The sequence below is a fragment of the Flavobacterium sp. genome (assembly GCF_046155325.1).
Lineage (GTDB): Bacteria > Bacteroidota > Bacteroidia > Flavobacteriales > Flavobacteriaceae > Flavobacterium.
The window spans coordinates 14282-29448 of sequence record NZ_JBJXDQ010000091.1 but is presented as its reverse complement, the minus strand read 5'-3'; the positions used below and the strand labels follow the sequence as shown (position 1 = coordinate 29448).

General features: G+C 32.9%; 17 protein-coding genes. 15 read left to right on the top strand and 2 right to left on the bottom strand.

Annotation, left to right across the window (positions count from 1 at the left end; genetic code table 11):
• From sprA to ACKVOD_RS06180, 12 genes are all read left to right on the top strand, one after another.
• Positions 1-1066: cell surface protein SprA (gene sprA, locus ACKVOD_RS06235; protein WP_409208607.1), on the top strand; the 1066-nt coding region annotated here is incomplete at its 5' end.
• Between the two features lie 78 nt (positions 1067-1144).
• Positions 1145-1525 (top strand): glycine cleavage system protein GcvH, encoded by a 381-nt coding sequence (gene gcvH / locus ACKVOD_RS06230; RefSeq protein ID WP_409208606.1) that lies wholly within the window; start codon positions 1145-1147, stop codon positions 1523-1525.
• Positions 1518-1901 (top strand): VanZ family protein, encoded by a 384-nt coding sequence (locus ACKVOD_RS06225; protein ID WP_409208605.1) that lies wholly within the window; start codon positions 1518-1520, stop codon positions 1899-1901. Before gcvH ends, ACKVOD_RS06225 begins: the two co-directional genes overlap by 8 nt.
• Before the next feature lie 38 nt (positions 1902-1939).
• Positions 1940-4051, top strand: coding sequence for a gliding motility protein RemB (locus tag ACKVOD_RS06220; protein WP_409208604.1), 2112 nt, complete (start codon positions 1940-1942; stop codon positions 4049-4051).
• Between the two features lie 77 nt (positions 4052-4128).
• Positions 4129-5031 carry a heme o synthase gene (cyoE, locus tag ACKVOD_RS06215; protein WP_409208603.1) on the top strand — a complete coding sequence of 301 codons (903 nt, stop codon included), beginning with the start codon at positions 4129-4131 and terminating at the stop codon, positions 5029-5031.
• A 2-nt stretch (positions 5032-5033) separates the two neighbouring features.
• The gene (locus tag ACKVOD_RS06210) at positions 5034-5621 is read left to right on the top strand and encodes a heme-copper oxidase subunit III (RefSeq protein ID WP_409208602.1); all 588 of its coding nucleotides are present in this window, start codon (positions 5034-5036) and stop codon (positions 5619-5621) included.
• Between the two features lie 42 nt (positions 5622-5663).
• A complete protein-coding gene (locus ACKVOD_RS06205; protein ID WP_409208601.1) occupies positions 5664-6638 on the top strand; it encodes a cytochrome c oxidase subunit 3 in 975 nt (324 codons plus the stop codon).
• Positions 6639-6657: 19 nt separating this feature from the next.
• On the top strand, positions 6658-7008 hold the full coding sequence (locus ACKVOD_RS06200; protein WP_409208600.1) for a cytochrome C oxidase subunit IV family protein: 351 nt from the start codon (positions 6658-6660) through the stop codon (positions 7006-7008).
• Positions 7009-7090: 82 nt separating this feature from the next.
• A complete protein-coding gene (locus ACKVOD_RS06195; protein WP_409208599.1) occupies positions 7091-7732 on the top strand; it encodes a hypothetical protein in 642 nt (213 codons plus the stop codon).
• A 10-nt stretch (positions 7733-7742) separates the two neighbouring features.
• Positions 7743-8429, top strand: coding sequence for an SCO family protein (locus tag ACKVOD_RS06190; RefSeq protein WP_409208598.1), 687 nt, complete (start codon positions 7743-7745; stop codon positions 8427-8429).
• Positions 8430-8431: 2 nt separating this feature from the next.
• Positions 8432-8974 carry a DUF420 domain-containing protein gene (locus tag ACKVOD_RS06185; RefSeq protein ID WP_409208597.1) on the top strand — a complete coding sequence of 181 codons (543 nt, stop codon included), beginning with the start codon at positions 8432-8434 and terminating at the stop codon, positions 8972-8974.
• Positions 8964-9239, top strand: a complete 276-nt coding sequence (locus ACKVOD_RS06180) for a hypothetical protein (protein WP_409208596.1) — start codon at positions 8964-8966, stop codon at positions 9237-9239. Before ACKVOD_RS06185 ends, ACKVOD_RS06180 begins: the two co-directional genes overlap by 11 nt.
• Positions 9240-9251: 12 nt before the next feature.
• Here ACKVOD_RS06180 and ACKVOD_RS06175 read toward each other — a convergent pair whose 3' ends face one another.
• The gene (locus ACKVOD_RS06175; protein WP_409208595.1) at positions 9252-10661 is read right to left on the bottom strand and encodes a DUF4403 family protein; all 1410 of its coding nucleotides are present in this window, start codon (positions 10659-10661) and stop codon (positions 9252-9254) included.
• A gap of 184 nt (positions 10662-10845) precedes the next feature.
• On the opposite strand from ACKVOD_RS06175, the gene ACKVOD_RS06170 reads away from it, so the two are divergent.
• From ACKVOD_RS06170 to tsaB, 3 genes are all read left to right on the top strand, one after another.
• Positions 10846-12210: a TolC family protein gene (locus tag ACKVOD_RS06170; protein WP_409208594.1), complete on the top strand. Its 1365-nt coding sequence runs from the start codon at positions 10846-10848 to the stop codon at positions 12208-12210.
• Positions 12211-12216: 6 nt separating this feature from the next.
• On the top strand, positions 12217-13512 hold the full coding sequence (locus tag ACKVOD_RS06165; protein WP_409208593.1) for an efflux RND transporter periplasmic adaptor subunit: 1296 nt from the start codon (positions 12217-12219) through the stop codon (positions 13510-13512).
• Between the two features lie 106 nt (positions 13513-13618).
• Positions 13619-14287 carry a tRNA (adenosine(37)-N6)-threonylcarbamoyltransferase complex dimerization subunit type 1 TsaB gene (gene tsaB, locus ACKVOD_RS06160; protein WP_409208592.1) on the top strand — a complete coding sequence of 223 codons (669 nt, stop codon included), beginning with the start codon at positions 13619-13621 and terminating at the stop codon, positions 14285-14287.
• Between the two features lies 1 nt (position 14288).
• Here tsaB and ACKVOD_RS06155 read toward each other — a convergent pair whose 3' ends face one another.
• The gene (locus tag ACKVOD_RS06155) at positions 14289-15107 is read right to left on the bottom strand and encodes a mechanosensitive ion channel family protein (RefSeq protein WP_409208591.1); all 819 of its coding nucleotides are present in this window, start codon (positions 15105-15107) and stop codon (positions 14289-14291) included.
• Positions 15108-15167: the final 60 nt, after the last annotated feature.

The following is a 15167-nucleotide window of genomic DNA, read 5'->3' as shown; positions in this document are numbered from 1 at the left end:
ATCACCTTACAGCACAGGAAACTTCTCGATTTCTACTGTATTAATCAATTCGGCATTTTCAAATAGTGATGTTAATAATTCAGACGCTTTTGATGATTTTAGGTCTAATAGGTTAGTTGTTGCAGATAGATTAGCACAAGGACGTTTTGGTAATTCTTTTTCAAGATATGATTCAAGTTTACTTCCTATAGAAAATAGCGGAGCACCAATTGATGATCTTGCGAATCCTAATAATGTAGATAGAAAAAATATTATATCTAATAATGGATACCCAATTGGCTTCGGAAAAAATAATCAAGCGGTTTTATTGCCTGCTTTATTAGCGGCTTATACAGGTGGTGATGCTTCTAGTGTTTCTACAGGAATATTTAGAAGTTTTCCTATCCCAAACTGGACTATAAAATATGGTGGTTTAATGAGATACGAATTTTTCAAAAATATTTTCAAAAGATTTTCTTTGCAGCATAGTTACAAGGCTTCGTATACTGTTAATCAATTTAGATCTAATTTTGAATATGATAAAGCTCCAGCAGGAATTGATGCGAGTGGAAATTATTTCAACGAAACCATCATGTCTAATGTCAATTTAGTAGAACAATTTAATCCGTTGGTTCGTTTGGATTTTGAATTAAAAAATTCATTAAAAGTGCTTACCGAAATTAAAAGAGATAGAGCCTTATCGATGAGTTTTGACAATAATTTATTAACCGAAGTGAAGGGTGTTGAGTATGTCGTGGGACTTGGTTATCGATTTAAAGATGTAATTTTCTCATCAAGATTGGCAGATAATCCCACAGGAGTTATTAAAAGTGATATTAATATGCGAGCTGATTTTTCGTATCGAAATAATCAAACTATTGTAAGATATTTAGATTATGATAATAATCAATTAGCAGGAGGGCAAAATTTATGGTCTTTAAAATTGACAGCCGATTATTCATTTAGCAAAAATCTAACAGCAATTTTTTATTATGACCATTCGTTTTCTAAAGCAGTTATTTCAACTACTTTTCCCATAACAAATATTCGTTCTGGTTTTACCATTCGTTATAATTTTGGAAATTAATTTAAAATTGTTAAAAGTGTTTAGTAGAAGATTGTTACTTTTGTAACGACAATTTTAAAATCTAAAATCAGAATAATTATGAGCATACCAGCCAATTTGAAATATACCAAAGATCATGAATGGGTTAGTCTTGAAGGAGATATTGCCACAGTAGGAATCACTCATTTTGCTCAAAAAGAGTTAGGTGACATCGTATATGTTGAAGTAGAGACTTTAGATCAAACTTTAGAAAAAGATGAAGTATTTGGCACCGTCGAAGCTGTAAAAACAGTATCTGATTTATTTTTACCGCTGTCGGGTGAGATTATTGAATTTAACGATAAATTAGAAAGCACACCAGAAAGTGTCAATTCAGATCCTTATGGTGCTGGATGGATGATTAAAATTAAAATTTCAAATAGTGAAGAGATTGATTCTTTACTGTCAAGCGAGTCTTATAAAGAATTAATTGGTGCTTAAACAATTTTATTTTGGAGCTGCTGTTTTTTGGACAGGAATTATAGTTTATTTTTCTTTGGTTCAATGCAATGATTTGCCATTTAAGAGTGTTTCAAATATAGATAAACTAGTACACAGTTTTTTCCATTTTGTTTTTATTATTTTATGGTTTTTGTATTTCAATATAAAGCTTAAATGTTTAAAATTGACTAAATTCTTATTGATTTCAGTAGTCTTTTCAATGTTTTTTGGTATTGGCATCGAAATTCTTCAAGAAATTTTAACCACTTCAAGACATGCTGATGTGGTCGATGTTTTTGCAAATATATCAGGAGCGTCACTAGCATCTATTTTTATTTTTTATTTTTATGGAAATATAATTAGAATCAAAATTTAATTTTGGTAAAGGAATTGTAAATAATTAAATTCACATATATGAAAAAAGCGTTACTTACTTTGTTTTTGTTTTTTTATACCGTATTTAATTTTGCCCAAGACATAAATTCTCCTGCTTTTTCCCCTGAGCATTTTCCGGTTTTTCCTAATTGTGCAAGTTTCAAAGAAACAGCTCTTGAAAATTGTTTTTTCAATGAAGTTCAGCTTCTCATTTTTCAAAATTTTCAAGTTCCAGAAAACCTAAAACAGAATAACTTTAAAGGTGAAATTAAAGTCCTTTTTGAAGTTAATAAAAAAGGGGAGTTTAAGATGATTTATGCTAGTTCCGAAGAGGAAAGTCTAATTCAAGAAACACAAACAATTTTCAATAATTTCCCAAAAATAGAGCCTTCAGCATATAATGGAAATCCAACTTATTCAAGATTTACGGTTGTTATTTCTATTCCTCTTAAAGATCCACAAAAAACGGCACCAGAAATAAAAGCTACCGCTTCAATTGAAAAAAAGGATAAACCAACCTTAACGGAATTAGATGCTATTATTTATAACAAATTTAAAAGTCCTCAGTTTCAAAGTCATTTAAACATTCCTTTTTCTCATAGTTATTATTCCCAATTTGATGCTGCAATAAACCAAGTAGGTTTCAATAATCATACCGGTTCAAAGCCTTATGCCTATGCTGAGGTCTCTAAATATTATGATCTAGCATCCGAATACGAAAAAATAAAAAAGAAAACTTCGGGTTGGTGGACAAGGAAACTTTGGAATGAAAGTCTGGTCGAAATTCAAGGTGATGGGTATTGGTTTACCCTAAATCCAATACTAGATATGCAAGGAGGGAATGCCAACGGGAATAAAAACGAAAAAACATTTATTAATACTCGAGGAATTAATTTCAGAGGCGGTTTAGGTACACATATTAATTTTACCACTACTGTTTTTGAAAGTCAAGGACGATTTGCAAATTACTTCAATCGTTATGCCGAATCAATCAAACCAGACGGAGGGAATCCTGCCATTATTCCAGGGATGGGCATAGCCAAACCTTATAAAACTGGAGCATATGATTTTCCATTAGCCGAAGCTAATTTGACATTTTCAGCCAATGAATTTTTTGATTTACAATTGGGTTATGGTCGAAATTTTATTGGAGATGGCTACCGTTCTCTGTTAGTAAGCGATGGTGCCAGTCCGTATCCATATTTTAAAATCAATACCAAGTTTTGGAAAATTAAGTATACTAACACTTATACTTGGCTCAAAGATGTGCAACCGCAAGACCCACCGTCTCGAACTTATGCTAAGAAATATATAGCCCATCATTATTTAAGTTGGAATGTTTCGAACAAGGTAAATCTCGGATTTTTTGAATCAGTAATTTGGTCAAACAACGATAATAGAGGATTTGATATGAGTTTTGCCAATCCTATTATTTTTTATCGCTCTGTCGAATTTGCATCGTCGTCAAGAACTGGAAATGCCATGTTGGGAATGACAGCCAAATACAAATGGAACAACCAACTCAACTTTTACGCACAGTTTCTTTTAGACGAATTTTCGGTTGGCGATATTCAGGCGGGAGAAAAAAGTTGGAAAAACAAGTTTGGCTATCAGTTAGGTATGAAATACTATAATGCTTTCCATGTCGATAATTTGTTGCTTCAATTAGAATACAATCAGGTGCGCCCTTATGTGTATTCGCACAGCGACGCCATTACCAATTATGGACACAACAATCAAGGTTTGGGTCATCAATGGGGAGCCAATTTCAAAGAGTTCATTTTTATTGCTCGCTACAATAAAAGGCGTTATTTTGCCGATTTTAAACTGACCTCTGGAGTGCGTGGTTTGGATTTTGCTGATTCTGGCGTTAAATCCAATTATGGAGGAAACATTTATCGTGATTACGTACTCGATCGCTTTGCCGATTCGGGTGTAACGGTAGGTCAAGGAAACAAAACTACTGTTTTTATCACCGATTTACAAGCTGGATATTTAATCAATCCAGCTACCAATTTAAAACTCTTTGGTAGTTTTATTTATAGAAATTTCGACCCTTCACAAAATACATTGACCACTTTCAAAGAAAGCACAACTTGGTTTTCTTTAGGAATTCGCTCCGATGTGTTTAATTGGTATTTTGATTATTAATTTTATGAGTTGTTTTTTGTCAAATCCTTTTTGATAAACTACTTTTGCAAAAGAATTAAAGAAATTCCAGTTTAGCATTGAGCACAACTTCAAACACATTTTCTGTAAAGTCTATTTTTACTGATTTCAAGGCAATCACTAAGGCAGGCTTAGCTGTCAGCGTCTTATTTTCGTCAATTGCGGGCTATTTATTAGGGTTCGATGAGGCTAATCCGTTTAGTTGGGTGGTTCTATTGAAATTGAGTATTGGCGGCTATTGTATGGTAGGAGCATCAAATGCTTACAATCAAGTCATCGAAAAAGATTTGGATGCCTTGATGGATCGAACTAAAAATCGTCCCGTTCCTGCAGGAAGGATGTCGACCAATGCAGCATTGAGTATTGCCAGTTTTTTGACACTATTAGGAATTGCTTTGTTGTATACCATCAATGCAAAAACCGCAATGTTTGCAGCGATTTCGATTTTTTTATACACTAGTATCTATACACCGCTAAAAACAATGACTTCATTGTCGGTTTTTGTGGGTGCATTTCCAGGAGCCATTCCGTTTATGTTGGGCTGGGTTGCTGCAACTGGTAATTTTGGTATCGAAGCAGGAACTTTATTCTTGATTCAGTTTTTTTGGCAATTCCCTCATTTTTGGGCTATCGGATGGTTTTTATACGAAGATTATGAAAAAGCAGGGTTCTTTATGTTACCAACGGGCAAAAAAGACAAGGGAACAGCATTACAAATTATTTTGTACACCGTTTGGCTTATTATCGCTTCGCTTTTGCCAGTTTTGGGTTTTACAGGACAATTATTGTTATCGAAAATCGCCGCAGTATTGGTTTTTTTATTAGGACTTTGGATTCTTTTTTACGCTATTCGTTTGTATCAATTAAAAACGGCAAAATCAGCCAGAACTTTGATGCTAGTGAGCGTTTCTTATATTACCCTTTTGCAATTAATTTATATATTTGACAAATTTTTAAGATAAAAATGGAAGCTACAATGACACCTCAAGAATATAAGTCCAGATCCGATAGGTCTTATAAATTACTTTTGTTATTTGCCATGATAAGCATGACAATGATGTTTGCTGGATTAACAAGTGCTTTTATAGTGAGTAAATCTAGAGCAGACTGGTTGAAAGATTTTCAATTGCCTGTAGCATTTTATTTTAGTACAGCTGCGATTATTGGTTGTAGTATTACTTTTCATCTAGCTAAAAAAGCTATTCAAAAAGACAACCAAAAGGCGACAACTACTTTTCTTTTGTCAACATTGGCACTAGGCATTTTGTTTATTATATTACAATTTGTAGGATTTGGACAAGTAGTTGCTAACGGGTATTATTTTACAGGATCAGAAAGTTCCATTACTACAACTTTTCTGTATATTGTTACTCTAGTACACTTGTTGCACTTAGCTGGCGGGATAATTTCGCTTTTAATTATTATTTATAATCATTTTAAACAAAAATACAATTCAACTCAAACCATTGGAATTGAGCTAGGTGTGATTTACTGGCACTTTCTTGATTTATTGTGGGTGTATTTGTTTTTATTTTTATATTTCTTTAAATAAGAAAAAATTGTAAATTTGTGAACTTTTTAACGAATAACTTTTATGGGAACAGTTACTACTGCAAATAGTGGACATCAAACTTGGGGAGGCGCCAATGAACCAATGGGAGCAAGTTATGGCAAATTGATGATGTGGTTTTTTATCGTATCAGATGCTTTAACATTTTCTGGATTTTTGGCCGCTTATGGTTTTTCAAGATTTAAATTTATAGAAACATGGCCTTTGGCTGACGAAGTTTTTACGCACTTTCCATTTATGCATGGGGTTTCGGCGCCAATGTATTATGTGGCATTTATGACTTTTATTTTGATTTTTTCATCTGTAACAATGGTTTTGGCTGTTGATGCTGGACATCAAATGAAGAAAAACAGTGTCGTTATTTATATGTTTTTAACGATTATTGGAGGATTGATATTCGTTGGTTCACAAGCTTGGGAGTGGAAAAACTTTATTAAAGGCGAATATGGAGCAATCGAAACAAAAGGTGGAAGTTTACTACAGTTTGTTGATGCAGAAGGGCATCGTGTGGCTTTAGCAGATTTTGCAGCCACATTATCCGAAGAACGTGAGCAATTAACAAGAAGCAAAGGAAGATGGTTTATGGAAGAAGAAACTTTACCAACTTATTCAGTTGCAGAGATTCAAGAAGGTTTCAAAGCACATCCAGAATTATTGATTAGAACAGAGCATATTAATGCTGAAAAGAAAAAAACTATTTTATCTAGAAAAGATTCTGAAACACGTTTAGCAGAAGCAAGTCTAGTAGTTGAAGGAGCTAACTTAGTTAGAAACGAGTATGGAAGTAAATTATTTGCTGATTTCTTTTTCTTTATTACTGGTTTTCACGGATTTCACGTTTTTTCAGGTGTTATAATTAATATTATTATCTTTTTTAATGTTTTATTAGGAACTTACGAAAAGAGAAAGAGTTATGAAATGGTAGAAAAAGTAGGGCTTTATTGGCACTTTGTTGATTTAGTTTGGGTATTTGTATTTACAGTTTTCTATCTAGTTTAATTTACTAAAAGTTATCATTATGTCACACGAGCACGTATCGAATACAAAAAGAATTTGGACAGTTTTCGGAATTTTATCTATAATAACAATAGTTGAGGTTTTTTTCGGAATTCTAAAACCTGAAGCTTTGCACTTAAATAGTTTTTTGAGTTTAAATCTATTAAATTGGTTGTTTATTATCTTAACACTTGTAAAGGCTTATTATATTGTTTGGGCATTTATGCACATGGAAGGAGAAACATCTACGTTAAGAAATGCAGTAGTTATTCCTGTGATTTTCTTAATTATTTATTTGCTTTTCATTCTTTTAACCGAAGCAGATTATGTGTTTGAGGTATTTAAGAATTCCACCATTAAATGGAATTTTTAACAAAATATTAATCCATAAAAAAGGTATCCGCCGCGGCGTATGCCTTTTTTTATTTTTGTATATCCTTATTTTGGTCACAATCATGAAAAAAAATATCGTTCTTTTTGTTCTTTTTATTTTACCTATTGTGGCCTATCTTTTTTTTGCATCTGGAATAAACAGTTATACAAAATTGCCGATTATTACTAACAAAGTCCCTGATTTTGGTAAATGGGAATCATTGAATAATGAAAGAGTATCATTGAATAATAAAATTACGATTCTTGGATTTTCAGGTTTTGATATATTAAAAAATAGAGGAAATTTATTCAACTTAAATCAAAAAATTTACCAAAGATATCATGAATTCAAGGATTTACAATTTGTGATGATTTGCCCTGTTGGAACTGAAAAAGAAACTAAAATCGTTTTGGAGTCCTTAGGAGCTTTTACTGATATATCCCAATGGCATTTTGTTTTTGCCTCACCAAATGAAATTACTACATTTTATAACCAATTGAATTTAGTTGGAGTATTAAACGCAGATTTAGGAACTCCTGATGTTTATATTTTGGATAAAGAAAGGAATCTTAGAGGTCGTAAAGAAAAGAAAGATTATAAAGAAGGCTACGATACGGCTAAACCTGCAGATTTGAGCAATGAAATGCTAGATGATTTCAAAGTTATCCTCTACGAATATAGGGCTTCTCTTAAGAAAAATCACAATGCAACCAAACAACTATAATTTTTTTCTAATGCTTAAAAACAAATCCTATATCGGAATTTCTTTTATTATATTAATTTTTGGAATATATGCTGTGCCAAAAATAATTGATAGGATTCAAAACGATGAAATTGTAAAAGGTGACCGATTAGATAAAGTATCCAATATTGCTCAGGCAAATAATAGTTTAGTTAAGATTGGACCAGTTCCAAAATTTGAACTCATGAATCAAGACAATATAAAAATTTCGAATCAAACCTATAAAGGGAAAGTGTATGTTTTGGAATTTTTCTTTTCAACCTGCCCTTCTATTTGTCCAAAAATGAATTTGAGCATGTTGTCGATTGAAAATAAATTCTTTGGCAATCCTAATTTCGGAATCGTTTCAATAACCATAGATCCAGAACATGACACTGCTAAAGTATTGCAGTCGCATAGGGAGTTATTGGGCGTAAAATCCTCAAATTGGAATTTTTTAACGGGAGACAAAAACAATATCTTAAATTTGTCGAACAAAGGATTTAACATTTATGCTGGAGAAAACAGTAAGGTTAACGGAGGTTTTGAACATTCAGGACTTTTTGCATTAGTAGATAAAAATGGAACTATTCGATGCCGAAGAGATAAATTCGGAAACCCAATTTTATATTACGATGGTCTAGATAAACAAGGCGTTTGGGACATTCAACAAGATATATCAATTTTATTAAAAGAATAATAATGGAAAAGAATTCAATAGAAACTAAATACAATAAATGGATACTTATTTTATCTATACTCATCCCCGTAGCCGTAGCTGTACTTTTTAAAGTAAAATTGAAAGATTTAGGTTTTGATGCTTCGCCTTTGCCAATTTTACCTCCCATTTATGCCACTATAAATGGGATTACTGCAGTGTTACTAATTTCGGCAGTATTAGCTATAAAAAATGGAAAAAGACAGTTACACGAAAATTTGATGAAATGTGCTATTGCGTGTTCCTTAGTTTTTTTAGTGCTTTATATTGCCTACCATATGACAACAGATTCTACAATTTATGGAGGAACAGGAGTTTTAAAATATGTATATTATTTTGTTCTTTTAACTCATATTTTGCTATCTGTAGCTACTATCCCACTAGTTTTGATAACCTATGTTCGTGCCCTAGCCGCAAGATTTGATAAGCATAAAAAAATAGCCAAAATCACCTTTCCAATTTGGCTATATGTTGCCGTAACTGGAGTTGTTGTTTATCTTATGATTTCGCCTTATTATGTTAATTAAAGAGATTTCAGATTTCAGATTTCAGATTTCAGATTCCAAATTCCAAGTCTACCTTTTTGGAATCTGTTTTTTGTTTTTTGGAATTTCATCCTATGCTCAATGCGCCATGTGTCGCGCCGCTTTAACAAGCGAAGGCAATAAAGCCAAAGCAGAAGCTGTAAATGATGGTATCGTTTATCTTATGGTTATTCCATATTTTCTTGTTGGCTTAATAGGCTATGCTGTTTATAGAATGTATAGAAAGAAAAAGAATAAGGCAGATTAAAAATATCTAAAATCACTTCAAGCCATCCACAGCAACATTGATAGCACCATTTATTTTGACAAAGGCAATAATGGCATTATTTGTCAATTGAATTTTTTGAAATTCCACATTCTCTATTTTTCCGTTAACAAAAACACCAGACATAGGAGAATAATTTTGTAGATATTTCATCATGCTTTTCTTGCCTTCTTCTATATTTGGAATTATGGAATAGCGACAGCTTTCTTGAATTTTTCTTAAAATTAATCCTTGCGCTAGCCAATTTGCGGTTCTTATTAATTTATTCTTGGTGTCCAAGGCATAATCGAGTTTGTCAAAATACAATTCTTTGGTTTGCGTATTGTATTGCGGAAATCCGGTTAAGTAAATTGTTCCATTTACGCTTCCTAAAACATCCAAAGCAATAACCATTTTGTCATTTTTGTGCCAGATGGATACATTTTGTACCCTTATTTTTTTGTTGCCTGAGCCATATTCCTGTCCGGCAAAATTCTTGGTCATTATTTTTGAGGCCTCTGCATAAGTTGATACTGCAGTAACATTAGCCGAAATTTGATTTGGGATTTTTGTTACTGGTTTTAGGACTATTTTCGAGGAATCGTATTTGGATTGGGGTTGTTTTCCTATCCAAGTTCCCATGGTGCATTTCATGCCCATTTCCATCAAAAAAGTATCGTTTTTGAGTTTGGCATTGGTAGAATAGATTTCAATCGGATTAACTTGCAACCAACTTTCATAGGCTTCATTCATCAAAAATGGTGTGCATATTTTTTCTATAGCCAATAAAACATTAGGTTTAAAATCCATTGATTTGTCAATAGCAGCATCTATACTTTTTTCTATTTTAGACCTAAAAATTTTGATAGTGGGATTCATCAAGTAGGTAACGGGAACGCTTTTTCCGAGAATAGTTGTTGTGGGACTTTCATTCCAGTCTAGGGATTTGAGTTGCGTTTTAGTACTCAATTTCCAGTTGGATAAGCTTACATCACTCACTAGAGTCACTTTTCCATTCAAATTAAATTCCTTGGTTTTATATAAGGATACCCCTAATGTTTTGGTGCCAATTCGATAGCTGATAATCGCTTTTAAAGGAAGAACCGTTTTAATGCTTCCATTCGAATTTTCGGGATTGTTTTCGATTGTTATTGGCGCTAGTTTCCAGATTTTCATTTCAATATTGTCATCTTCAATGTTGTTGTCTTCATAAATCAAACCATTTAAGAGTGCATTGGTTTGATGTTCGACATCTTTTAGTTTTACACTTATAGGTAAATTTATGAAAGAGGGGATAGATTCATATACCAAAGGGGTTGCGTCATCTGGATCAGGTTTTAAAGTGGCAATTTTTTGTGAGCTGGTGCAACTTAATAAAAACAAAAAAATCAAAAAAAATGTAAATATATTTTTAAATATAGACATGTAAGGGTGTATTAAAACAGCTAAATTAGTAAAACAAAAATGTTTTTTGTAACAAAATTCAATTTAAAAAGTCTAATGTTTTATCTATTGGGTTTTGGACATAAAGTGTTGTGTTTATAGTATAATATTTTAATATAATAAAGTAAATTTGCATAGCCATTAAAACGGAATTAAGTTAGCTAATATGTACAAAAAATTATTTTCATTTCTTGTTTTAGTTTGTAGTTTTTCTATTCAAGCACAAACCAAAAAATGGACATTAGAAGAATGTGTCCGTTATGCCATTGCTAATAATATCTCGGTTAAGGAAACTGAGTTGGATGCAAAAAGCATGGCTATTGATAAAAAAGACGCAAAAGGAAATTTCTTACCCACTTTCAATGCCAATGCTTCCCATTCTTGGAATATTGGTTTAAATCAAGATATTACTACAGGATTATTGCGTAATCAAACTACTCAGTTTACATCCGCTGGCGCTTCTGTAGGCATCGATATTTATAAAGGATTGCAAAACCAAAATACAGTCCGGAAAGCGAATCTTTCGATTATTGCAGCTCAGTATCAAGTAGTGAAAATGAAAGAAGATATTGCGCTCAATGTAGCGAATGCTTTTTTGCAAGTACTCTTTAATAAAGAAAATCTAAAAGTACAGCAAGAACAATTGGCACTGAATGAGAAACAATTACTTCGTTCGGAAGAATTGGTTAAAGCAGGTTCCTTGCCAAAAGGTGATTTATTGGATGTAAAAGCCACCGTTGCCACCAATAATCAGAATGTTATCACTGCCGAAAATGTGTTGTTGATTTCAAAATTGAGTTTGGCTCAATTGCTACAGTTGAATGACTTTTATGATTTTGATGTTGCCGATGATACTAGTCCAAAAGATGAAAACAACATCTTGAATCAAACACCCAACGTTATTTACGAAAAAGCTAAGGAAAACAGAACGGAACTAAAAATAGCCAAAACTAATCTAGCACTAGCCGAAAAAAATGTGGCTATTGCTAAAGGGGCTTTTCAACCGAGTTTGGTAGGTTTTTATAATTTTAGTTCAAGAGTTTCAGATGCGGATGGTTTTTCATTTGATTCTGAAGGTAACATTATAGGAACCAAAGGGCCTAACGCTTTTTTTAACCAATTCAGTGATAACAAAGGACAAACTTTTGGAGCCCAACTGACCATTCCAATTTTTAATGGTTTTTCGGTAAAAAATAATGTGGCCCGTTCTAAAATAAGTTTAGAAAAATCAAAAATTGCTGTTCAGCAACAAGAATTAGATTTAGAACGAAATGTATATACGGCTTTCACAGACGCAAAAGGGGCTTTGAATACTTATGAATCGGCAATTGTGGTTCTCGAAGCTCGACAAGAAGCCTATCATTATGCTTCCGAAAAATATGCTGTTGGCATGATGAATTCTTTCGATTTTAATCAAGCTCAAACGGTATTGTCTAATGCAAAGTCTGAAGTTATTAGAACGAAATACGATTCTATTTTTAAACTAAAAATACTAGAATTCTATTTTGGAATACCAATCGTAAAAAACTAGAATAAGATGTCAAAAAAAACTATTTATCTCCTAATTGGAGCAGTCATTTTAAGTATTATAGTCTTAGTAGTACTTTCGAAAAAAGGAATTATTGGCAATGCTACTAAAGGAAAATTCATTGAAATCACTCAAGTCAAAACGACTACAGTAGTAGAAACCGTTTCGGCAACTGGAAAAATTCAACCAGAGATTGAAGTGAAAATTTCATCGGAAGTATCGGGAGAAATTATTATGCTGAATGTAAAAGAAGGACAAGTAGTCAAAAAAGGAGATTTATTAGTTAAAATCAACCCTGATTTATACACCTCGGGATACAATCGTTCTCTTTCTAACTTATCTGGTTCTAAAGCAGGTTTGAGCCAAGCAAAGGCTTCCTTTAACGAAGCCCAAGCCAACTATGATAGGAGCAAAACCTTATTCGAGAAAGGAATAATTTCAAAATCAGATTGGGACAAAGCAGTAGCTTCTTTTGCTGTAGCCAATGCCAACAAACAAACCGCTTATTATACGGTGCAAAGTGCCTCTGCAACGGTAAATGAAGCTAAAGACAATTTAGGAAGAACTACTATTTACTCCCCTGCCGACGGAACGATTTCAATGCTGAACGTAGAACTAGGAGAACGTGTTTTAGGAACCCAACAAATGACAGGAACTGAAATTCTGCGTGTCGCTAACCTGAATAATATGGAGGTAGAAGTCGATGTAAACGAAAATGACATTGTGAAAATTAAAGTTGGTGATTTAGCCAAAGTTGAGGTCGATGCCTATTTAAAAAAACAGTTTAAAGGTATTGTGACCAGTATTTCTAACTCTGCCAGTGCCGAACTGACTGCAGATCAGGTTACTAATTTTAAAGTGAAAGTTAGAATTCTTAAAGAATCTTATCTAGATTTGTTGGAAGGAAAGCCAGATACCTATTCTCCTTTTAGACCAGGTATGACAGCTACAGTTGATATCATTACCAAAACAAAAAGTAATGTATTGGCAGTGCCTATAAGTTCGGTGGTCATAAAATCAGACACTACAGCAGTTAAAGAAACTAACATTGACGAATTATACAAAGAGGAAGAACAGAATAAAGCTCCCAAAAATGACAAAAAAATAGAATGTGTTTTTGTTAAAGTAGGGGAGAAAGCTAAAATCCGAATCATAAAAACAGGTATTCAAGATGATACCAATATTGAAATCATTTCAGGACTAAAAATAGGGGATGTTGTCATCACGGGACCTTACACAACAGTCTCAAAAGAATTGAATTCGGGGGATAAAGTCTCAACCGAAAAAATGAAAGAGAAGAAATAGTGTTCTGTTTACAGTGTTCAGTCCCGAAGCTACGGGAGCAGATTTTAGTAATTAATAATCAGATTTAAGTGTTTAAACGCTTAAACCTTTAAACCTTTAAACCATTTTGTCCTACATTCTCAACATCGAAACGGCTACCAAAAATTGTTCTGTGGCTTTAGCCAAAGAAGGAAAAACTATCATTTGTAAAGAAATAGCCGAAGAAGGTTATTCGCATGCCGAGCGACTTCATGTTTTTATAGAAGAAATAATTCAAGAAGCAGATATTAGTTTTAAAAACCTAGTGGCGATTGCTGTAAGTCAAGGCCCTGGTTCATATACAGGTTTAAGAATTGGAGTTTCGGCGGCAAAAGGGCTGTGTTATGCCTTGGATATTCCTTTAATTGCAATTGATACTTTACAGGTTTTGGCAATGCAGGCCAATGTCTCAAATGGTTTAATTGTACCTATGATAGATGCGCGTAGAATGGAAGTCTATAGTGCTATTTTTTCTCCTAGTTTTGCTAAAGTTAGAGAAGTACAGGCCGAAATTATTACCGAAAATTCCTTTGAAAATTTTCGAGAGACCCTGCATTTTGTTGGTGATTGCGCCGAAAAATGCAAAACAGTATTGACTAATGATAATTATTTATTTTTGGACGACATCAAATATCCATCAGCAAAAGAAATGAGTAAATTAAGTTTTGAAAAATTTGAAGCAAACGATTTTGAGGATTTAGCCTACTTTGAGCCCAATTATTTAAAAGAATTTATGACGACTGTTTCAAAAAAATAAATTATTTTTTTGTAGCCTCTTTTAAAGAAGGTAGAATGTCTATTCCTGCTATTTCAAAAGCTACTAAGCAATTTTCTAATGTTTCGGAGCAAACAATACCAAAATCTTCATTTTTAGCCCAAGGTCTTACCGCTAATTGAATTGCGCTATCTGTTAAATTCTTTACTGCAACTTCAGCATCGGGAGTTTTTAGAATCTTTGGATTGTTTTTCAGTGTGTTAGAAATAATTTCTTTGGCTTTTTTTAAATCTGAATTATAAGAAATAGACAAGGTCAAATCGGCTCTTCGTATACCTTCAATTGAATAATTGATTATTGTTCCATTGGATAACGACCCGTTTGGAACAAAAATAGTTTGATTATTTGCGCTTATTAATTTGGTTACAAAAATTTGAATTTCGTTCACTGTTCCAATTATACCTTGTGCTTCAATAGTGTCACCCACCTTAAAAGGTTTGAATAAAATAATTAGCATTCCTCCAGCAAAATTGGATAACGACCCTTGAAGTGATAAACCTACAGCAAGTCCCATGGCGCCAAGAATAGCAACAAATGACGAAGTTTCAATGCCTAATTTGGAAATAAAAGTCACAAACAACAAAACTCGTAATGCCCAAAGAAGAATATCAGCTAAAAATTTGGTCAGTGTAGGGTCTAATTCTCGTTTGACCATAATTTTTCTAATGAGCCTATTAATTACTCGAATTGCATAAAGGCCAACAAATAAAATTACAAAGGCTGAAATTAATTTTGGAGAATAATCAAGCAATACCTGAATAAAAGTATTGGCATAATTGCTTAGGTTTTCTGTATAAAGCATTTTTCTATACTAAAAAACCTTCTCAATGAGGAGAAGGTTTGTGTTTGAAGGTCAAAGATA

Coding starts and splice junctions, on each gene's coding strand:
- gcvH (WP_409208606.1), top strand. CDS start 1,145: ATGAGCATACCAGCCAATTTGAAATATACCAAAGATCATGAATGGGTT.
- ACKVOD_RS06220 (WP_409208604.1), top strand. CDS start 1,940: ATGAAAAAAGCGTTACTTACTTTGTTTTTGTTTTTTTATACCGTATTT.
- ACKVOD_RS06210 (WP_409208602.1), top strand. CDS start 5,034: ATGGAAGCTACAATGACACCTCAAGAATATAAGTCCAGATCCGATAGG.
- ACKVOD_RS06205 (WP_409208601.1), top strand. CDS start 5,664: ATGGGAACAGTTACTACTGCAAATAGTGGACATCAAACTTGGGGAGGC.
- ACKVOD_RS06200 (WP_409208600.1), top strand. CDS start 6,658: ATGTCACACGAGCACGTATCGAATACAAAAAGAATTTGGACAGTTTTC.
- ACKVOD_RS06195 (WP_409208599.1), top strand. CDS start 7,091: ATGAAAAAAAATATCGTTCTTTTTGTTCTTTTTATTTTACCTATTGTG.
- ACKVOD_RS06190 (WP_409208598.1), top strand. CDS start 7,743: ATGCTTAAAAACAAATCCTATATCGGAATTTCTTTTATTATATTAATT.
- ACKVOD_RS06185 (WP_409208597.1), top strand. CDS start 8,432: ATGGAAAAGAATTCAATAGAAACTAAATACAATAAATGGATACTTATT.
- ACKVOD_RS06180 (WP_409208596.1), top strand. CDS start 8,964: ATGTTAATTAAAGAGATTTCAGATTTCAGATTTCAGATTTCAGATTCC.
- ACKVOD_RS06175 (WP_409208595.1), bottom strand. CDS start 10,661: ATGTCTATATTTAAAAATATATTTACATTTTTTTTGATTTTTTTGTTT.
- ACKVOD_RS06170 (WP_409208594.1), top strand. CDS start 10,846: ATGTACAAAAAATTATTTTCATTTCTTGTTTTAGTTTGTAGTTTTTCT.
- ACKVOD_RS06165 (WP_409208593.1), top strand. CDS start 12,217: ATGTCAAAAAAAACTATTTATCTCCTAATTGGAGCAGTCATTTTAAGT.
- ACKVOD_RS06155 (WP_409208591.1), bottom strand. CDS start 15,107: ATGCTTTATACAGAAAACCTAAGCAATTATGCCAATACTTTTATTCAG.